This is a genomic window from Tropicimonas sp. S265A (assembly GCF_049800835.1).
GTDB lineage: Bacteria > Pseudomonadota > Alphaproteobacteria > Rhodobacterales > Rhodobacteraceae > Dinoroseobacter.
In genome coordinates, this window is sequence record NZ_JBNAFU010000009.1 from 18051 (window position 1) to 38768 (window position 20718).

A 20718-nucleotide genomic window follows, 5' to 3' on the forward strand; every position below is an offset into this window, starting at 1 on the left:
GCTGCCGCAGTCAGGGCCAAAACGGAAACCGAAGAGGTGGGTCGCATGAGTAACTCCATGAGTGCTAATTCTGACTGTTTTTATCAATTAACAGAGCGCCCGCATCACGCAAGTCTTTTTTGACTGTTTTAGTCAGAAACTCTTTCCGCGGTACGGAAAGCGCCGGACTGTGACTGACGACAGACTTGTTGTTGTTTTCAGGCGGCGGTTAGGATTTGGTCATGGTACCGTGCCAGTCTAGGCGCGTACGGAGGAGACGCCCCATGATGTCGCGCTATGCAGTTTTTGCGCTGGTTTGCTGTCTGACAGCGGTTTGCGCTGCATTGATCTGGCTGAGCGGCTGGTTTCTGTTTTTCTTCTTTGTGTTTGCTGCGCTGGCCCTTGTGGGGCTGCATGACCTGACGCAGAACTCGCACGCGGTTTTGCGAAACTATCCGGTGATCGGACATGTCCGGTTTCTGCTGGAATCCATCCGCCCGGAAATCCGCCAGTACCTGATCGAAAGCGACCGCGACGAAGAGCCGTTTTCGCGCGATGATCGCTCAATCATCTACCAGCGTGCCAAGGGGGTAGAGGACAAGGTTGCCTTCGGAACACGGGAGCGGATTTACGAAGCAGGCTACCAATGGATCACGCACTCGGTCATGCCGGTCCATATCGAAGACACCGATTTCCGGGTCAAGGTCGGGGGGCCGCAATGCAGCCAACCGTACGATGCATCGATCTACAACATCTCCGCAATGTCCTTCGGCTCGCTGTCCTCCAACGCCATCCTCGCGCTCAGCAAGGGGGCGAAAAAGGGTGGGTTTGCCCATGACACGGGCGAGGGGGGTATCAGCAAGTATCATCGCGAGGGCGGCGGAGACCTGATCTATGAAATCGGATCGGGCTATTTCGGGTGCCGGGACGCGCAGGGGCGCTTCGATCCGGAAAAGTTCCGCACGCTGGCGGCAAGCCCGCAGGTCAAGATGATCGAGGTCAAGCTCAGCCAGGGGGCCAAGCCGGGGCATGGCGGGGTGTTGCCGGCCTCCAAGATCACACCGGAGATCGCGGAGGCGCGCGGAATTCCGATGGATGTCGATTGCGTATCGCCCGCTTCGCATTCCGCATTCTCGACTCCGCTGGAGTTCTGCGCATTCCTAGGGCAACTGCGCGAGTTGTCCGAGGGCAAGCCGATCGGGTTCAAGCTGTGTATCGGCCATCGGAGGGAGTTCATGTGCATGGTGAAAGCCATGCTGGAAACAGAGATCGTTCCCGATTTCATCGTCGTTGACGGCAAGGAGGGTGGCACCGGCGCCGCCCCGCTCGAATTTGCAAATCACATCGGAATGCCACTCGTCGAAGGGCTGAGCTTCGTCAACAATACGCTGCGCGGTGCCGGGCTGCGCGACCGTATCAAGATCGGGGCCTCGGGCAAACTCGTACATGCGTTCGACATCGCCCGTGCGTTGGCCATCGGGGCGGATTGGGCCAACTCTGCCCGGGGTTTCATGTTTTCCATCGGGTGTATCCAGTCCCAATCCTGTCATACGAACAAATGCCCTGTGGGGGTGGCGACACAGGATCCGTTGCGGATGCGGGCCCTGCACGTGCCGGACAAGGCCGAACGCGTGTACTGTTTCCATCGCAACACGATGAAGGCTCTTGGCGAGATGACCGGGGCGGCGGGACTGGAACACCCGATCGAGTTTCTGCCCCACCACTTGATGGTCCGGGAGACCGACCGGGGCATGGTCACCGGCAACGAGGTTTACAAGTACCTGCCCGAAGGGTTTCTCTTGCGAGGGGAGGAAGACGACTTCGGATATCTCAAGCGTTGGAAGCGGGCCAAAACATTCAGTTTCGCGCCGCAGGATATGGTCAAGGGAACCTAGGCGCAGGATCATGAGTGCATACGCCGTAGCAATGCGACCCCGGTTTTGTGTTTCTGCATCAAGCCGCGTGTTCCCCTCTCTTGGACGCGTGCGGATCGTTCATGGGCACGTGGCATGTGCGACTGCTGTGTCGGCGCGGTTCGCCCGCCGACTTGATCTTCGCCATGCCGCAGGAGGGCATCATGCCTGAGGTCCCGGTGCAAATGAACAGGGTTGCGACGATTGAGCCGTTCTTTGACCCCGCCACAAATACGATCAGCTACGTTGTATCCGACCCTCAGACGGCGTCCTGTGCGGTCATAGACAGTGTGATGGACATCGACCATGCGGCAGGGCGGATCACATTTGAAAACGCGGATCGATTGATCGCGTACATTGCCGAGAAAAACCTCACGCTGGAGTGGATCATCGAGACCCATGTCCATGCGGACCACTTGTCTGCGGCGCCGTACCTGCAGGATCGGCTCGGTGGCAAGATCGCGATCAGTTCGAACATCCGCGTCATCCAGGACACGTTCGGCAAGATCTTCAACGAGGGGACAGAGTTCCGACGTGACGGGTCGCAATTCGACCGGCTGCTGGAGGATGGCGACAGCTATGCGATCGGATCGCTCCCAGCGTTTGCCATCGCGACCCCTGGGCATACGCCGGCCTGCATGACGCATGTTATCGGCAACGCCGCGTTTGTGGGCGACACGTTGTTCATGCCGGATGGCGGGTCAGCGCGCGCGGATTTCCCCGGGGGCGATGCAGGTGTGCTGTATGACAGTATCCAGAGAGTGCTCTCTCTGCCGGAAGAGATGCGTCTGTTCATGTGTCACGACTATGGACCGGGGGGGCGCGAGATCCGGTGGGAAACCACCGTCGCCGCCGAAAAGGCCGACAACATTCACGTTGGTGGCGGCAGGTCGCGAGAGGCGTTCATTAGGTTCCGCACCGAACGCGATGCTCGACTTGGCATGCCGAAGTTGATCCTGCCGTCCCTGCAGGTCAACATGCGCGCGGGGGAGGTTCCCCGGGATGAGGATGGCCGCGCAATGCTGAAACTGCCGATCAATGCGCTTTGAGACCAGTTGTGCGGAGACGGTCGCCGGATGCCTTTTGACTGAGCAAGGCTTCTTGATGCGGTCGATGACGTGGTGGCGTGCGCGGTCGGAGTGCCCCTTTTGATGTCGAGCGGTGTTTTTGATCACCCATGGTTGTCGGGGCTTTTCGGGGACCCAGAGCTTGCGCGCCTGCTGTCGGCGGAGGCACAATTGGCGCATATGCTGGCCTTCGAACGCGCCTTGACGCAGGCGCTGGTTGCACATGGTCGCATCGATGCGCAAGCCGCGACAGACGCACAGGCGGCTCTGTCAGCGTACAGGGCGGACATGGCGTCATTGCGTGCGGGCACTGCACGCGATGGCGTTGTCGTACCCGCGCTGGTGCGTCAGTTGCGGTCTGCCACCGGATTTCCGGATGCCATTCACACGGGCAGCACCTCGCAAGACGTGATCGACACCACCTTGTCGCTGACGTTGAAACGCGTCTCCGAGGTGCTCGCGGCGCGCCTTTTGCAGATCGTTGCGGATCTCGACGAGTTGGAGGACAGGCACTCCGGCAGGCAGATGATGGGACGCACCCGCATGCAGGCTGCGCTGCCGATCCCGGTAGGACACCGTGTTTCTGCATGGCGCGCCCCGCTGGTACGGGCGCGCGCGCAGCTCGATCAGATCGCCGAGGATGCAACGCCCCTCAGTCTGGGCGGTCCGGTGGGCACGGGGGCGGGCTTTGGCGATGCGCGCAGCGCCATTGCCGCGGACATGGCCGCCGCGCTGGGGCTTCGGGACCCAGGAACATCCTGGCACACGGACCGATCCGGGGTCGTCGCCTATGGTGATTTTCTGTCAAGGATCAGCGGCGCGCTTGGCAAGATCGGCCAGGACGTTGCCCTGATGTCCCAGCAGGGCATTGCCGAGATCAAACTGTCCGGACGTGGGGCGTCATCGGCGATGGCGCATAAACAAAACCCGGTTCTCGCGGAATTGCTGGTGACGTTGGCGCGGTTCAACGCCGCGCAGGTGGCAGGGTTGCATGGCGTTCTGGTTCACGAGCAGGAACGCTCCGGCAGTGCATGGGCGCTGGAATGGATGATCATTCCTCAGATGATCCTGACCACGGGGCGCGGGCTGACTGCCACGTCCGACTTGCTGGGCCAGATTAAAGATATCGCGGGCTAAGTCACGGACTTGCTTGATCTGACCCCTCTGTCCTTTGGCGTGATCTTCATGGCGCTGGCACTCGGCGGTGTGTTGAAAGGCGCAACCGGCATGGGCGTGCCGATTATCGCGGTGCCTGTTATCGCCGCGTTTTTCGACGTGCGCCTCGCCGTGGCACTGGTCGCCGTGCCGAACCTGTTCACCAATGCCTGGCAGCTCTGGCGCTTCCGGCAAGAGCTTTTGCCGGGGGCCTTCACGTGGGCTCTCTCGGCCGCCAGCGCGGTTGGTGTGGTGGCGGGCACGGTCTTGCTCGCGACCCTTCCGGCCGAGGGGTTGATGCTGCTGGTCGCGGTTGCAGTGACAGGCTATGTTGGCCTGCGCGTGTCCGTGCCGCAGTTCAGGTTGACGCTGGATGCCGCGCGCCGGATGTCCGCGCCGGTCGGGGTGGTTGCGGGCTTGTTGCAGGGGGCCGCTGGCATATCGGCGCCCGTTTCGGTCAGTTTCCTGAACGCCCTGCGCCTTGCCCGGCCTGCGTTCATCGCCACGATCTCGGCGGTCTTTGCCACGATGTCGGTCACGCAATTGCCCGCCCTCGCAACGGCCGGAGTGCTGACGGCACAGGTTTTTATCCTTGGGCTGATGGCTTTGCTACCGATCCTCGCTTTCATGCCAGTGGGTGCGTGGCTCGCACGTCGCCTGTCTGCCCGCGGATTTGATCTGGTCGTGCTGGTGTTTCTCAGCCTGCTGGCGCTCAAGCTTTACTATGACGCGCTTATGGCGTGATCCGCATCACCGCAGCGCGCGCGCTTGTTTTACCTCATCGCGTGCCTTGGCCATGTAGTCCGCACTGGCGCGGATCCCCCCGAGGGGAAAGACGTGGACTTGCGCGATATGGGTTTGTGGTCCGGTGCGCAACTGCTGGGTCAGATCCGACAGGAGCTGTGTCGGCTCAATCGGTTTGAGCAGCTTCGTCACGTCCCTGGCCCGTTTTTGCAGCACGCGCAGGGACTGCCCCACGCCGCATGCAATGGCAAACTTCAGCAAGGTTTGAAGTTTTGCAGGGCCTGCGATGCCCACGTGGATCGGCAGGTCGATACCGGCTTCGGCATAACGCCGGGCCCAGTCGATCACCGGGGCCGCTTCGAAGGCAAACTGGGTCACCAGCGCCATCTGCGCGTCGGAGCGTTCGGAAAATGCCTGTTTCCATGTTGCGGCCTGATCGACCATCTTGGTCGATCCGTCCGGATCGATATCCCGGTTGCCCTCAGGGTGCCCTGCCATGTGGAGGCGTTTGAACCCGTGCTTGTCGAATAACCCGGTTTCGAGCAGCTGGATGGAGCTTTCGAAGTCTCCAAGCGGCTGGCTCACGCCCCCGGCAAGCACAAGCGCCTGATCGACACCCGCCTCGTCACGGTAGGCGCGGAGCCACGCCTCAAGGGTTTGCGCGTCACGCACGATCCGGGCCGGGACATGCGGCATGACTTCGAACCCTTCGCCACGCAGGCGTTTTGCCGTGGTCAGCATGTCGGCAAACGGGGTGCCGTCCAGGTGTGCGATATAAATCCGGGTTTCCTGCGGAAGGATGTCTCGGAAGCTGTCGATCTTGGCTGCGGTGCGGGGCATTACCTCCAACGAGAAGCCATTGAGCGGGTCAGTAAGGTCCACGGGCGTGCCCATAGTTGGAAAGGGAATGAGTGTCACGCCGGCCTCCTGCGGTTGCGCTGCGGATGAACCGAGGGCGACCCGACGGTACCTGCATGCGAAGATATTAGCGTGCCGACGGTCGATACCTGAGGTCCAGAACAGACATTTGAAGGTCTTTTTTCGCCACCGCTTCCACTTTTTCACCAACGAGTATGGGCATCTTCGACGGCGCTGTGACACGAGGAGCGCCTTTGCGTCTTAAGTCGGTGAAGCCAATCTATTCGGCGCTAGGCAACGATCTTGCCGGGATTGAGGATGTTGTCCGGGTCCATCGCGGCCTTGATGGCACGCATCACACTCGTGGCACTGCCCAGTTCCGCCTCAAGAAAAGGAACCTTTCCCTGTCCGATCCCGTGCTCACCCGTGCAGGTGCCGTCATGCGCATGGGCGAGGTCCGCAAGCCATTCGACAAACCCCTTGGCCCTTGCGTGCTCAGCGGTGTCGTCCGGGTCCATCAACAACAGGCAATGGAAGTTTCCGTCACCTGCGTGGCCCACGATTGGGGCGGTAATGCCCAGGTCCGCGAGTTTGGACTGTGTGGCCGTGACGCATGAAGCCAGGTGCGAGATCGGAACGCACACGTCCGTGGAAAGTGCCTTGCACCCCGGTTTGAGGGCAAGCGCAGCCCAGTAGGCGTCGTGCCGGGCCTGCCAAAGGGCTGTGCGCTCTTCCGCCCGACCGGACCACGCGAAGTCGAACCCGCCGGTTTCATCGGCGATGTCGCCAAAACTGCGGGCTTGCTCGGCGACGCTGGCATCGGATCCGTGAAACTCCAACAGAAGCAATGGCCCTTCGGGCAGTGAAAGCCGTGAATACGCGTTGCAAGCCTTGACCTGAAGCCCGTCCAGCAACTCGATCCTGGCCACGGGCAAACCCATCTGTATGGTCAGGATGACCGCGTTGCACGCAGCTTCCACGGTGGGAAACGAACATCGTGCGGAGGCCATTGCCTCGGGCAGGCCGTGCAGTCGCAAAGTCAGTTCGGTGATGATGCCCAGGGTTCCCTCCGACCCGATCAGCAGACGCGTCAGGTCATACCCGGCAGAGGTCTTTCGCGCGCGCCGGGCAGTCCGGACCACGCGGCCATCCGCCAGCACGACCTCCAGCGCGATGACGTTGTCCCGCATTGTCCCATACCGGACAGCGTTGGTGCCCGAGGCACGCGTTGCCGCCATCCCGCCAAGCGAGGCATCAGCGCCCGGGTCAATCGGAAAGAACAGCCCCTGATCCCGCAGATGCGTGTTCAATTGCTTGCGGGTGACGCCGGGTTGCACACGACAGTCCAGATCCTGAGGATGCACGGCGACCACGTTGTTCATCTGGCCAAGATCAAGGCTGATCCCACCCGCGGGCGCGTTGACATGGCCTTCCAGCGACGTGCCGGTGCCGAAGGGAATGATCGGGACATGGTGATCGGCGCAAATGCGGACCACGTCCGCGACTTCGTCCGTCGAGGCCGCGAACATCACGCCATCGGCGGGTTGGTTCGGGATCCAGGTCGTGGTGTGGGCGTGCTGTGCGCGGATATCCGTACCGGTTTGTAAACGGTCACCATAACGTTGCTTCAGAATACCGAGCGCTGCGGCGATCCCGTCCTCGTTCCGGGGCAGGGGGTGTGTCAACGTCATGGGCCTCTCTCAGGTGCGGTGGTCGGCTGATCTGGGGCGAGCGTAGCCAAATCCGGCGGCGGTGTCAGGTCCGTGCGGTGCGCTCCGGGCAATCCCGCTTGGGGAATTGCCGCCTTCCCCGTGGCGTGACACGGTAGGACGAGATCGGGAGGGATACGATGGGCAGCACGATTGTCGTGATGGGAATTTTTGTGGCTGACGCGGCCTTTACCGCGGCGCGCCTGCCAGATCGGGGTGAGACGGTGATGGGCTCCGGTTTTGCGTTGGGCCCCGGCGGCAAGGGATCCAATCAAGCGATCGCTGCCGCCCGCGCCGGAGGAGAGGTACACCTCATCACACGTATCGGAGCGGACGCGTTTGGTGATCTTGCCAAGGTGACTTGGGCTGATGCGGGCGTCGTCGCGCACGCGCCTGTCGGAGCCGCGCCGACCGGTGCTGCGTTCATTTTCCTTGAAGAGGGCACCGGGCAGAATGCGATTATCGTGGCACCGGGCGTCGCGTCGGAGATCTCAGCAGCCGATTTGCGAAGTGCTACAAACATGATCGCGGACGCGGCGGTCTTTCTGACGCAATTGGAAGCACCGATGGAGGCGGTGGTGGAAGGGCTTCGGATTGCACGCGCACAGGGCGTAAGGACGATACTGAACCCCGCGCCTGCAGTTGCTTTGCCGCGCGACGAGCTCACGCTGTGCGATCTGGTAACGCCGAACGAAACCGAAGCTGAAGGGCTGACAGGGCAACGCGTTGTGGACGTGTCTTCGGCGGCGGAGGCGGCGCGCCTGCTGCGCGCGCAGGGGGCTGGCGGTGCAATCCTCACCCTTGGCGGTCAAGGGGCCTGGGTCGATGCAGAGGGGAGAGCGCAGCACTTGCCCGCGAGAGAGTTCGGTGCGGTCCGCGACACAACCGGCGCGGGTGATGCGTTCAACGGCGCGCTGGCGGTTGCCCTTTCAGAAGGTGCTTCGGTGGCAGAGGCTGCAGCATTTGCCAACGCGGCGGCAGCCATCTCGGTTACCCGCGCGGGCGCGGGCGCGTCGATGGCTGCGCGCGCCGAAATCGACGCGCTGCACGTGGTCGGCTAACCGGCTCGACACATGTTTCAAGCTCGCTACCCTTATGCCCGAAGGGGCCTTTTCCATGATCTTTGTTCTCACGCACGAAACCGTCGCGAACCCGTCCGTCCTCGCCGTACGTAGAGCGCCCAAGCGCCTCCTGTCGCTGGGTGTTTCGGTGTGGCCAAAGGCAGTGTTTCGCAGCCGCCTGTTCTGGCGCGTGTTCTTCGAGAAATCGCTGCCGCGCTACGTTGTTGCCCTTTCGCCTTTTCCGTTCCTGATTCTGGCCCGCCCGGAATGGTCGCTGGGTCTGAGCCAGGCGCCGCTGGCGATGTTTGCCTTTGTGCTGATCGTCGAAAGTTACGTCTTGTCCATTCCAAGTCCCGAAAAACGGCGCAAGCTTGCGACTGAGGCGGAGGCTGCTCAAAAGCTCGATCTTCTGAAAGTGCGCGCGCGCGAGGTCTTGAGCGCAACGGCCGCTGCCCATGCAGTAAAGACCGGGACGTTGTATCTGGTGGTTGAGCCATCGGGCATGATCCGCGTTCCACCGCTGACACTGATTTCGGTTCAGATCGATGGAGATGAGTCCGGATTTGTCGATCTCAGCGCAGAGGAGCGCACACACGTGACAGAAACCCTGTTTGCGGAGGGGTTGTCTGAAGAGGACCTGCGCCGGGTCAGCCTTATGCAAAACACCCTGTTTCACTGTTTCGAGTTCGATCCACGCGATGTCTCCGCGCATGCCCGTCTGAAGGCCGCGGCACTGGCCCGGGCGCGGCGCGATTAGGCGTCCAGCACGAGAACCCGCCCGAAAGGGGGGGGCATGGCCGGGCGGTGCGGTACCGCCCAGATCAACTCGGACGTTGGACGTTCCTCTGGCAACGGACCTTCGAGGTCGCTGAGCATGACCACGAGAGAGGGTACCAATGCCTCTGCCTGTGCGAGGACGGGCCTGAAATCGGTGCCGCCGTCGCGACTGAAATCGATCTGGCCTATCGCCCGGGCGATATTCCTGTCCGACAGCGTCGTTACGCTGCGCACGGCTTCATCGAAGACCAACAAATGCAGTTCTGCGCCGCCGCGCCGGGCAATCGCACCAATTTGCGCTGCAAAGAGCGAAAGTTGCGCGGCCGAGACAGAGCCCGAACTGTCCAGCCCGATCACCAGCCTTGGCTGATGGACGGCCCGTTGCTGACTGGGTTCGAACACCGGAACGGTGTGTCCACGCCGCCGGGCTTCGGCTTCGGTTGCCACCCAACGATTTGCAGGGCGACGAAAACTGTAATGGGACTCAGGTCGCAACGCCCGCGCCGCAATCCGGCGCAAAAGGACTTCCCACGGGGTGCTGGTGTCCGGTATGTCGGCAAGCCGATGCCCCAGCATTCCCAAGCCGCGCCCGGCGACGCGTCCTGCTTCCAACGCACGATCGAGGTGTTGTTTCCATTCCATGTCGGACGGGCCCTGCGCGCCGTCTTCATCCGACCCTGTTTCGGCAATTTCGACATCCTCGGAAAACCCATCCCCCGCGGCCTTGTCGGACAAACCGGACTTTCCCATCTTCGCGCGGGCCTCTTCCGCTCGAACAAGGGCAAAATAGAGCCGCTCGACGTCCCAACCGACAATATCTGTCGATGCCAGTTCAAGGGTGCTCAGCCCTACATGTGGGCGGGGTTGGATCAGACCTGTTTCGGCCAACGTGTCGTTGATCAGAGCATCTGCGCCAAGGTTGAAGAGAGCGGCATCAAACGCGTCTCCGAGGCGGGTGCGCAGGCCCGCCCCGCGCGTGGCATGTCGCAACGCAATATGAAGGATGTGATGTGCAGCGAGCCCGATCTGCTCCGCGAGGCGCAGGTGTTCAAACGCCGGGCCGTAAAAGATGGTCGTTGCGTTACTTCTGGCATGGGTGTCGAGATCCGCGTCCCGATGCTTGCACCACAGGGCGAGGGCTGCGAAGGCCGGATCTTCCTCGGCCAGTTTCTGGAGTGCTGGCGACGCGCGTCGGGAATGGCGCGCATCGCTCACGCGACGCCTGCTGCCTCACGCTCGGCGGCGTAGGTGGTGTAGGCGGGGCTGTCCAGAAAGGCATCCTCCAGCCCGAGGCCGAGGCCACGCGCGATCAACAATTCGAAGCCGTGCGTACGGAGCTCTGCGAGCGGCAGCCTTTGGAACTCGGGTTCAGGGCGCAGGTCTGCCAGACGCCCGATCTCCGCCATCAGGTCGATCACGGAACGCGCGCGCTCCGCGTTGAAGGCACCCACGAGGCCATAGACAAGCCCGTAGAGCGCGTTGAGCCCTGCGGGATAGAGCGCAACACGGGATTTCGCATCTGCGCTCAGCAAATCGTCGATGCGGATACTTGCAGCAACCTCATCCGCGACCAGCGCGAACTCCGCCGCGGCCGCAGAGCCGACGGTGCCCGCGACCAACACATCGCGCAGGCGGCGGTCCGGTTTCGTATGCAGTATCTGGCTGACCTTCTCCCATGACCGGGGCGTTGCTGCGATGATATCGCCCTTGGCGAGCGCCGTTTCGCCGGTGTCCAGTAGATCCCCCCGCGATCGGATGAAGGCAATCACGGCGGGGTGCAGGGCGCGCGGCACGGCGTAATTCTCCAACCAGTCGGACGCGGCGGCCACAACGCGCAGATGGATCAGGCGATCCGACAGAGCGGTGCCCATCTCGTAGGCGACCGCGCCGTCATCGGCGGAATTTCCTGCCGCGATCACCATCACGCTGTCAGGCAGGCGGTGCGTGCCCACGCGACGTTCCTGCAACAACCCGTAGACCGTGGGTTGCAGCATTGGGGGGGCCGCCGTCAACTCGTCGAGGAACAGGATGGCAGGCGTTTCAGGGTCGTCGGGCAGATCCTCCGGGCGATACCAGATCGTTTTCTGCGTGGCATGGTCGTAGTAGGGCAGGCCGCGCAGGTCCTGCGGCTCGATCGTCGTCAGACGGAGATCAAAAAGCCGTGCTCCAATCTCCTTGGCCAGCTGGCCGACCACCTGGGTCTTGCCGACCCCGGGCGCACCGTGCAGCATCCAGCTGGTGGTCATCTTCCCTGCGGCTTGCGCGGCCCATCCTGCGCGCAGGGTCTCAAGCGCGGTTCCGGCTGACACCGTCGATGCGTTCAGGGTCATGGGTTGCCTCCGTCCATTCCTGACAGGACGTAGGGCGCGATACACTCAAGGTCGAGACGGCTCAGCCCGCGCGCGTTGCAAGCCTTCGTTTGCGAGACAGGCGTTCGCGCCGCGACTGGTCCATGCCATGTCGGAACGAGGCTTCGACAAAGTCGATATGCGCGCGTGCTGCGGCTTCGGCGGCATCAGCCTCGCGCGCGAGAATCGCGCGGGCGATTTCCTTGTGCTGGGCCAGCAGAGCCTCTCCCGTGCCATCGATCGCGCGCAGGTATTCCCGGTTATAGAAGACACCCCGGCGGGTCAGGTCGTAGATCGATGTCATCATGTGATTGAGCATCGTGTTGTGGCTGGCATCGACGATGGCCGAGTGAAACCGGATGTCAGCCTCCATGCCCGCGGCCTGATCGCCTTTCTCCTGGGATTCTTCCATCGCCCTGATTTCTGCGGTGATCGCGTCCGCGTCGAAGGCAGTGTGACGTTCTGCGGCAAGGCGCGCGGCAAATGCTTCCTGTTCGCGGCGGTATTCGAGGTACTCGAAAAACGCGTCTCCATGACGCGAAAACACATCGAGCAGGGCAGGCGACATGGCTTCATTCGTCAGTTTCGCCACGAAGGACCCTTCGCCCTTGACCACATCGATCAGGCCTTCGTCCTCCAGGCGTTTCAAGGCTTCGCGCAATTTCGGGCGCGACACACCCAACCTGTCTGCAAGATCGCGTTCAGCAGGCAATTTGGCGCCTTGGCGCAAAACCCTGTTCACGATCAGGTCCTCGATCTTCTCCACGACGGCATCCGCAACCGATTCGTGATCAATCGGATCAAAAACGCTCCAGTCATCGGTCATGGGTGAGTCCATTTGTTGCGGAAACTGCACTTCTGCGGTCAACTATATTACCCTGAGGTCGCGAATGGCAAGCTGCGTCATAATTATCCAGCATGGCTGCATTGCGCTGCGCGCAGAGCTTGGAAGGTCTTGTTTCTAGTCAGTTTCGTGTTTTCTCGCAGTATGCGAACGCATGCGAAAACCAGCACTTCAGGTTCTCCTGTTGGTAAATTTTATTTGCCATGCGCTATCGGTAAATTTTATGAACCACGGCATGCCGGATGACTGATCCGAGCGCACAACAATTTCCAAAGGCCCCGACGCCTGAACTGTCCCGTGGAGGAGACACATGAAAACCACCCTGACCAGCCTCGCCCTGGCCGCCAGCCTTCTGGCCGCACCGGCTGCTTTCGCCGCCGACAAGATCTTGCTGAAAACACCCATCGCGTTTTCCACGGCCCTGCCGGGTCTCGGGTCTCCGATCCCGCGTGTGGCGGAGCAGCTCAACGTGCTGTCCGGCAACACGATCAAGATGAAGGTTTACGAACCCGGCAAACTGGTGCCGCCTTTCGAAATCCTTGATGCCGTGTCCTCGGGCAAGATCAACTCCGGTTACACGACTGCAGGTTACTGGGCGGGGAAGATCCCGGCAGCACCACTGTTCTCGGCCGTACCGTTCGGCCCCGAGGCAGGGGAATACATGGCGTGGCTCTACTACGGAAACGGCATGGACCTGTATCAGGAGATGTACGATCAGGCCGGATACAACGTCAAAGTCCTGCCCTGCGCGATCATCGCGCCGGAGACCTCCGGCTGGTTCGCATCCGAGATCAATTCCGCCGATGACCTGCAAGGCCTGAAGATGCGTTTCTTCGGTCTTGGCGGTAAAGTCATGCAGAAGCTGGGAGTCGCAACCTCGCTGCTGCCGGGGGGTGAGATCTTCCCCGCGCTGGAGAAAGGCGCCATTGACGCGACCGAGTTTTCAATGCCCGCAATCGATGCGCGCCTTGGTTTCCATAAGCTGGTCAAGTTCAACTACTTCCCCGGTTGGCACCAGCAGGCCACCGTGTTTGAGTTGATGATCAACAAGGACGTCTGGAACGAAGCGTCCGACCAGCATAAGGCGATCATCGAGACAACCTGCAAAGCCTCTATGGCGGACAGCTTTGCCGAAGGTGAGGCGATCCAGTTTGCAGCGCTTCAGGACAATATCGACAACAACGGTGTGACGATCAAACAGTGGTCGCCAGAGATGCTCGACCTGTTCCGCACCACGTGGGAAGAAGTCGCCGCAGAAGAAGCCGCCAACGACGCATTCTTTGCCAAGGTTCTGGCCGACCTGACCGAGTTCCGGGATGGCTATAAACTCTGGAAGGAAAACGCCTTCCTGCCGCGGATGTAACTCCGCTCAGGACGCACGGGGCGGCGCTCCCCACCCAAAATTCCGCGCCGCCCCGACCCCAATCTGCGATTTTCGGCCCGTCGCGTGATCCGAACCCGACACGGCCTCTGCTGATTTTCAGAATTTTCCTGCCAACTGCTGCACCCCGACGGGCCCCCCATAGCCCGGCGTTCCGGGAGAGAGGACCCCGTCATGGCCCAGACGCCCCAACTCATCGAAGATCCGCTCGAGACGTACGAGCACATTCTGGAACACGAAGACCGTGACCAACAGGCCGTCGCCAAGGCGCTCGACTCCACCGTCAAATCGATCGGTCATGTGGTCATGTGGGCGAATATCGCGCTCGTGGCGGCCATCGTCGCTCAGGTTCTGTTTCGCTATCTGCTGAACCAGAACTTCCCCAAGCTCGACGAGATTCAGTGGCATTTCTATGGGGCGGTCACGATGGTCGGCATCTCTTATGCGATGGTCACCGACAGCCATGTGCGCGTGGACCTTCTGCACATGCAACTCAGCCGTCGCGCCCAACGGATCATCGAGGTTCTGGGCATCCTGACATTGGTTGTGCCGTTCATCTACCTGATGGTCGACCAGGGCTACGACTACTTCTACGAAAGCTTCCGTGTGAACGAGCGGTCCGACAGCCCCACGGGTCTGCCGATGCGCTGGGCCTTCAAAGCGATCATTCCGCTGAGTTTCGTTCTGCTTGGTATCGCCGCACTGGCGCGCCTGATCCATGACGGCCATGCGCTGATCGCCAACTACGAAGAAGAACGTCAGGGCAGGGGGCTGCGCATCGTCCTTCTGGCCATGTTCTGCTTTGCCGTGGTCGCCACTGGCCTGACCTTCGTGGTCGAGACCACGGAAGAAAAGCTGGTCATCGCGATGTTCCTGAGCTTCATCGCGCTGCTCTTCACGGGCTTTCCGGTTGCATGGGTTCTGGCGGGTGTCGGCGTCGGCTACTGTGGGATCGCGTACCTCTTTGACAATGACCTGATGCTCTGGACCGGGCTGGAGAGCACGTTTACCGGCCTTGATTATCTGACGCTCGGCGCGGTGGTGAACCGGGTCTACGCGACCATGTCCAACGCAGTCCTCGTTGCGCTGCCGATGTTCATTTTCATGGGGTTGATGTTGGACGAAAGCGGCGTGGCCGAGCGTTTGATGTCGTCCATGCAGAGGCTCTTCGGCAAGACGCGCGGTGGTCTTGCGATCACGGTCACGATGATCGGCATCATCCTCGCGGCTTCTACGGGCATCATCGGTGCGTCCGTTGTCCTGCTGGGCGTGCTGTCGCTGCCGTCGATGATGGAGCAGAAGTATTCCCCGCGCCTTGCGGCTGGTGTGGTGTCTGCGTCCGGCACGCTTGGTATCCTGATCCCACCGTCGATCATGTTGGTGATCATGGCCGACCAGATGGCGTTGTCGGTGGGCGATCTGTTCATGGCCGCCGTTTTTCCGGGGGTGATCATTGGTGTCCTCTACCTGACCTACATCTTCATCATTGCACAGGCTGACAAGACGGTCGCGCCGGTACCGGAGGGGGCGGTTTCGCCAGACTGGGCCGCGGTGAAGGACGTGTTGATTGCGGTTCTGCCGACGCTGGGTCTGATCCTCGCTGTTCTGGGCTCGATCTTTGCTGGCATCACCACGCCTACCGAAGCCTCCGGCATCGGGGCGCTCGGGGCGACCGTGCTGGCGCTTGGCTACCGTAAGCTCACCTTCCGCAAGCTCTGGAACGTGCTGGTGTCGACCTTCAACACGACGGCCTACATCTTTGCCATCTTCCTGGGGGCCACCGTATTTTCGTATGTTCTACGTGAATTGGGCGGCGATGAACTGATTGAGCATGTCATCGCGTCGACAGGGTTCGGACCCAACGGCACGATCCTGTTCATCCTGTTTCTGGTGTTCCTGCTGGGCTTTGTTCTGGACTGGATCGAGATCACTTTGATCGTGCTGCCGCTGATGGCGCCTGTCGTTGCAGGCCTTGGTCTGGCGATCCCTGGCTTTGGTGTAATCGACGATCCGGCGCTGGTTTGGTTCGTGATCCTCGTGGCCGTTACCCTACAAACGTCGTTCTTGACGCCTCCGGTCGGGTTTGCCCTGTTCTATCTCAAAGGCGTATGCCCGCCTCAGATCAAGCTGATGGACATCTACCGTGGGATCATTCCCTTCGTCCTTCTGCAGCTCACTGGCCTCGCGCTCGTGTTCCTGATCCCGGCACTCGCCACCTGGCTGCCCTCGGTAGCCTACTGAGGAGGAGGACCGATGACCGACGCAGAGCTTCTCAAGACCTTGACCGGCATTGTGGGCGCGTCCCACCTGATGACCGACACGAAGAGGACCGAACGCTTCCGCAAGGGGTTTCGCTCGGGCGAAGGAGAGGCGCTTTGCGTCGTGCGGCCCGGATCCCTTTTGGAACAGTGGAACGTGTTGAAAGCCTGCGTGGCAGCGGACAAGATCGTCATCATGCAGGCGGCCAATACTGGCCTGACCGAAGGCTCCACTCCGAACGGGACATACGATCGCGGCGTGGTTTTGATCAACACCAACCGGATGGATGCCATCCACCTGCTGGGTCAAGGGCGGCAAGTGGTCAGCCTGCCCGGGGCCACGTTGTTCCGGCTGGAAAAACTGCTTAGCCCGCTGAAACGGCAGCCCCACTCCGTGATCGGTTCCTCATGCATCGGTGCGTCCATTGTCGGCGGGGTCTGCAACAACTCTGGCGGGGCGCTGATCGAGCGTGGTCCGTCCTATACCGAGTTGTCGCTGTTCGCACAGATCGATGCGCAAGGCGAGTTGCATCTGGTCAATCATCTTGGGCTTGAGCTTGGTGATACGCCCGAACAGATTTTGACAGCGCTAGAGACTGGCAATTTCGAAAAGACAATTCGCGACACGAACAAGAAAGCCTCCGATACTGATTACGCGGATCGCGTTCGCGATGTGGAGGCGGACACGCCCGCCCGGTTCAACGCCGACAAACGCCGACTTTACGAGGCGGCGGGGTGTGCCGGAAAGCTGGCGGTTTTCGCGGTGCGCCTCGACACCTATCCGATGAACGAAGCGGAGCAGGTATTCTACATCGGCACAAACGACCCGTCCGAACTGACCGACCTGCGCCGCGATATACTGTCTGAGTTCAAGTCGCTGCCTGTCAGCGCCGAATACATGCACCGCGAGATTTTCGATATCTCAGAACGATACGGAAAAGACACGGTGCTGATGATCGACTGGCTGGGTACGGACAAACTGCCGATGTTCTTTGCGCTGAAGGGGGCCGTGGACGCGCGACTGAACAAGATTTCCTTGACGCGTGGGTTCACCGACAGGTTCATGCAGCTCTTCAGTCGCCTGGTACCTGGGATTCTGCCCAAGAGCCTGCTGGACTACCGTGACCGTTTTGAACATCACCTGATCCTGAAAATGCGGGATGGCGGGATTGATGAGGCGCGCGACTACCTGCGCGATCGGTTTGGACACAAGGGCGGCGCGTTCTTCGAATGCACGCCGCGCGAAGCGAAGATCGCTGGATTGAACCGTTTTGCCGCAGCAGGCGCCGCCATTCGATACCAGAACATCCATGCCAACGAGGTCGAGGATATCCTGGCTCTCGATATCGCGCTGAAACGCAATGAGCGCGCCTGGCTGGAGGATTTGCCCGCTCATATCGCCGACAAGTTGGTGCACAAGCTCTACTACGGGCACTTCATGTGCCACGTGCTGCACCAAGATTACATTGTCAAGAAGGGCGTTGATGTGAAGGCGCTCAAGGCGGAAATGCTTGAAATACTTGACAAACGTGGGGCTGAGTACCCTGCCGAGCATAATGTCGGGCATATCTACAAGGCGAAACCGGACCTGGCGGAGTTCTACAAGTCGGTCGATCCGACAAACAGCTTCAATCCCGGGATCGGCAAGATGTCAAAAGCCAAAAACTATGGGGAGGAATATGAAAAGGTTTAATATTGAACCTTTGTTATGCACAGGGCGCGTAGCGCTATGCGTATGGCAGGGGTGCTGACCTAGGGCTTGATGTGTTAGGCATCGGCCGAGAGGAAAAGCTCATCCTAATCAGCGCGTTTTGCGCAGACTGAAGAACGCGGCGCAGTCAGGTCCGCGAACGCTCTTGTTTTGCCGCCTGGCTGGAACAAAGCGCGCTCTGACTGGTTTAGCGTTAAACCAATGCTAAACCGGATCGCCCGGTGATACGACGGAGGGACTAACAGCATGACCGACCTCAAGACGGATATCGATCCCGTCGAAAGCCAGGAATGGCAAGATGCGATCGAGGATGTAATCGCACGCGACGGCGCCAATCGGGCACATTTCCTGCTCGACAAGGCGGTCAGCCAAGCGCGTGCCGCGGGGGCGACGCTGCCATTCTCGGCCACGACGCCGTACCAGAATACGATCTCCCCCGATGACGAGGTTGAGATCCCCGGCGATACCGAGATGGAATGGCGCATTCGGACCATCAACCGCTGGAATGCCATGGCTACCGTGGTCAAGCGCAACAAGGTATCCAGCGAGTATGGCGGGCACATCGCGTCCTTCGCATCCTCGGCTGCACTTTACGATGTCGGCCTGAACCACTTCTGGCGTTCAAAATCAGCGATCCATGGTGGTGATCTCGTGTTCTTCCAAGGCCACGTGATCCCGGGCATTTATGCACGCTCCTTCATGGAAGGGCGCATCAGCACCGAAGAGCTTGAAAATTTCCGCTCCGAAGTGGCCGGTGGGGGTTTGAGCTCTTACCCGCATCCGTGGCTGATGCCGGATTACTGGCAGTTCCCGACAGTCTCGATGGGTCTTGGGCCGCTCATGGCGATCTATCAGGCGCGGTTCATGAAATATATGCACAACCGCGGTCTGATCGACGCCAGCGACCGCAAGGTCTGGGCCTTCCTCGGCGATGGCGAGATGGATGAGCCGGAAAGCCTCGGGGCGATTGCACTGGCAGCGCGCGAAGGCCTCGACAACCTGATCTTCGTTGTGAACTGCAACCTGCAGCGTCTCGACGGACCCGTGCGCGGCAACTCCAAGATCGTGCAGGAGCTTGAAGGTGACTTCCGCGGCGCAGGCTGGGATGTGATCAAGCTGCTCTGGGGCCGCGGCTGGGACGACCTGCTGGAGAAAGACACCTCCGGCAAGTTGCGCCAGTTGATGAACGAAACACTCGACGGCGACTACCAGACCTTCAAGTCGAAGGATGGCGCGTATATCCGCGAGCATTTCTTTGGCAAATACCCCGAAACGGCCGCGCTGGTTGAGGACTGGACGGATGACCAGATCTGGGCGCTGCGCCGTGGCGGCCATGACCCCAAGAAGGTCTACAACGCGTTCCTGCGTGCAACCAAGACAGAAGGCCAGCCAACGGTTCTGCTTGTGAAAACGGTCAAGGGCTACGGCATGGGCTCAGCAGGTGAGGGGCAAAACACCACCCACCAGCAGAAGAAAATGCAGCTCGACCAGCTCAAGGCGATGCGCGATCGGTTCCAGATCCCTGTCACGGACGCGGAACTGGAAAAGGACATCCCCTTCGTCAGCCTGAACAATGCGCAAAAGGCCTATCTGGCCGATAAGCGCAAAGCGCTCGGCGGAGAGTTCCCGAAACGTGAATGGCGCGACACACCCAAACTGGAAATTCCAGCGCTGGACGCCTTCAGCAAGGAGCTGAAATCCACCGGAACGCGTGAGATTTCCACGACGATGGCCTTCGTACGCATCCTGACCACACTTCTGCGCGACAAGCAGATCGGCAAGCAGGTCGTCCCGATCGTGCCCGACGAAAGCCGAACGTTTGGCATGGAGGGGCTGTTCCGGTCCGTAGGGATCTACAACCCCAAGGGCCAACAATACACGCCCGAAGACCGCGATCAGATGTCCTACTACAAGGAAAGCGAAAGCGGTCAGGTTCTGCAGGAGGGCATCAACGAAGCCGGTGCCATGGCGGACTGGATTGCGGCCGCGACGTCGTATTCCAACCACGGCGTGCCGATGATCCCATTTTACATCTACTACTCGATGTTTGGCTTCCAGCGGATCGGCGATCTGGCCTGGGCGGCCGGTGACAGCCGTGCGCGCGGCTTCATGCTGGGCGGCACCGCCGGTCGGACCACGCTGAACGGTGAGGGCCTGCAGCATGAAGATGGGCACAGCCATATCCTGGCGGGTACGATCCCGAACTGCATCAGCTACGACCCGACCTTCCAGTACGAGGTTGCGGTGATTGTGCATCACGGGCTCAAGCGGATGTATGTCGAACAGGAAGACGTCTATTTCTACCTGACGCTGATGAACGAGAACTACAGCCATCCGGACATGCCGATGGGTGTCGAGGACGAGATCATCAAAGGTCTCTACCGGTTCCAGAAAACGGCGAAACCCGGCAAGAAGCACGTCAACCTGATGGGATCGGGGACGATCCTGGTGCAGGCGATGCAGGCAGCCGAGATGCTGAAGGAAGACTTCGGTGTCACGTCTGACCTGTGGTCGGCAACCTCGATGAATGAGTTGGCCCGTGAGGGACAGGATTGTGCGCGTCACAACCGTCTGAACCCGCTTGGCGAGCAGAAGGTGCCGTTTGTCACGCAGCAGCTTGACGGTGCCAAGGGCCCGGTCATCGCAGCCACCGACTACATGAAGAACTACGCGGAACAAATTCGCGCCTTCGTGCCGCAGGACTTTACCGTGCTGGGCACGGACGGGTTCGGTCGGTCCGACAGCCGGGTAAACCTGCGCCGCTTCTTTGAGGTGGACGCCAACCACATCGCAGCCGCCGCCATGGTGGCGCTGCACAAGGATGGGGCGATCACGGACGCAGTCCTGAAAAAAGCCCTGAGCAAGTACGACATCGACGGCGCCAAGCCGAACCCCCGGCTGGTGTGATCGGGA

At 60.8% G+C, this 20718-nt stretch carries 15 protein-coding genes; 10 read left to right on the plus strand and 5 right to left on the minus strand.

Annotation, left to right across the window (positions count from 1 at the left end):
* Nucleotides 1–263 precede the first annotated feature (263 nt).
* The 4 genes from ACP15N_RS17590 (at nt 264) to ACP15N_RS17605 (ending at nt 4858) form a co-directional block, all read left to right on the plus strand.
* The gene (locus ACP15N_RS17590) at nt 264–1874 is read left to right on the plus strand and encodes an FMN-binding glutamate synthase family protein (RefSeq protein WP_425093657.1); all 1611 of its coding nucleotides are present in this window, start codon (nt 264–266) and stop codon (nt 1872–1874) included.
* Nucleotides 1875–2056: 182 nt separating this feature from the next.
* Nucleotides 2057–2941, plus strand: a complete 885-nt coding sequence (locus ACP15N_RS17595; protein WP_425093658.1) for an MBL fold metallo-hydrolase — start codon at nt 2057–2059, stop codon at nt 2939–2941.
* A gap of 102 nt (nt 2942–3043) precedes the next feature.
* Nucleotides 3044–4096, plus strand: coding sequence for a 3-carboxy-cis,cis-muconate cycloisomerase (locus ACP15N_RS17600; RefSeq protein ID WP_425093659.1), 1053 nt, complete (start codon nt 3044–3046; stop codon nt 4094–4096).
* Between the two features lie 9 nt (nt 4097–4105).
* On the plus strand, nt 4106–4858 hold the full coding sequence (locus ACP15N_RS17605) for a sulfite exporter TauE/SafE family protein (protein WP_425093660.1): 753 nt from the start codon (nt 4106–4108) through the stop codon (nt 4856–4858).
* Nucleotides 4859–4864: 6 nt separating this feature from the next.
* On the opposite strand, the gene ACP15N_RS17610 is transcribed toward ACP15N_RS17605, so the two are convergent.
* Nucleotides 4865–5752, minus strand: a complete 888-nt coding sequence (locus ACP15N_RS17610; protein ID WP_425093737.1) for a methylenetetrahydrofolate reductase — start codon at nt 5750–5752, stop codon at nt 4865–4867.
* A gap of 254 nt (nt 5753–6006) precedes the next feature.
* Nucleotides 6007–7407, minus strand: coding sequence for an FAD-binding oxidoreductase (locus tag ACP15N_RS17615; RefSeq protein ID WP_425093661.1), 1401 nt, complete (start codon nt 7405–7407; stop codon nt 6007–6009).
* A gap of 158 nt (nt 7408–7565) precedes the next feature.
* On the opposite strand from ACP15N_RS17615, the gene ACP15N_RS17620 reads away from it, so the two are divergent.
* The gene (locus ACP15N_RS17620) at nt 7566–8486 is read left to right on the plus strand and encodes a ribokinase (protein ID WP_425093662.1); all 921 of its coding nucleotides are present in this window, start codon (nt 7566–7568) and stop codon (nt 8484–8486) included.
* Between the two features lie 55 nt (nt 8487–8541).
* Nucleotides 8542–9243 (plus strand): hypothetical protein, encoded by a 702-nt coding sequence (locus tag ACP15N_RS17625; protein ID WP_425093663.1) that lies wholly within the window; start codon nt 8542–8544, stop codon nt 9241–9243.
* Here ACP15N_RS17625 and ACP15N_RS17630 read toward each other — a convergent pair.
* The 3 genes from ACP15N_RS17630 to ACP15N_RS17640 form a co-directional block, all read right to left on the minus strand.
* On the minus strand, nt 9240–10478 hold the full coding sequence (locus ACP15N_RS17630) for a DUF2201 family putative metallopeptidase (protein WP_425093664.1): 1239 nt from the start codon (nt 10476–10478) through the stop codon (nt 9240–9242). The genes ACP15N_RS17625 and ACP15N_RS17630 overlap by 4 nt on opposite strands.
* Nucleotides 10475–11593: an AAA family ATPase gene (locus ACP15N_RS17635; protein ID WP_425093665.1), complete on the minus strand. Its 1119-nt coding sequence runs from the start codon at nt 11591–11593 to the stop codon at nt 10475–10477. Before ACP15N_RS17635 ends, ACP15N_RS17630 begins: the two co-directional genes overlap by 4 nt.
* A gap of 61 nt (nt 11594–11654) precedes the next feature.
* Nucleotides 11655–12437, minus strand: a complete 783-nt coding sequence (locus tag ACP15N_RS17640) for a FadR/GntR family transcriptional regulator (RefSeq protein ID WP_425093666.1) — start codon at nt 12435–12437, stop codon at nt 11655–11657.
* A gap of 328 nt (nt 12438–12765) precedes the next feature.
* On the opposite strand from ACP15N_RS17640, the gene ACP15N_RS17645 reads away from it, so the two are divergent.
* The 4 genes from ACP15N_RS17645 to aceE all read left to right on the plus strand — a co-directional run bounded on the left by ACP15N_RS17645 (nt 12766) and on the right by aceE (nt 20712).
* Nucleotides 12766–13818, plus strand: a complete 1053-nt coding sequence (locus ACP15N_RS17645) for a TRAP transporter substrate-binding protein (RefSeq protein ID WP_425093667.1) — start codon at nt 12766–12768, stop codon at nt 13816–13818.
* A 192-nt stretch (nt 13819–14010) separates the two neighbouring features.
* Nucleotides 14011–16077, plus strand: coding sequence for a TRAP transporter large permease subunit (locus ACP15N_RS17650; protein WP_425093668.1), 2067 nt, complete (start codon nt 14011–14013; stop codon nt 16075–16077).
* A 12-nt stretch (nt 16078–16089) separates the two neighbouring features.
* Nucleotides 16090–17787 (plus strand): D-lactate dehydrogenase, encoded by a 1698-nt coding sequence (gene dld, locus ACP15N_RS17655; protein WP_425093669.1) that lies wholly within the window; start codon nt 16090–16092, stop codon nt 17785–17787.
* 264 nt (nt 17788–18051) lie between these two features.
* Entirely contained in the window at nt 18052–20712 is a 2661-nt protein-coding gene (gene aceE, locus ACP15N_RS17660) for a pyruvate dehydrogenase (acetyl-transferring), homodimeric type (RefSeq protein ID WP_425093670.1), read from the plus strand.
* Nucleotides 20713–20718 lie beyond the last annotated feature (6 nt).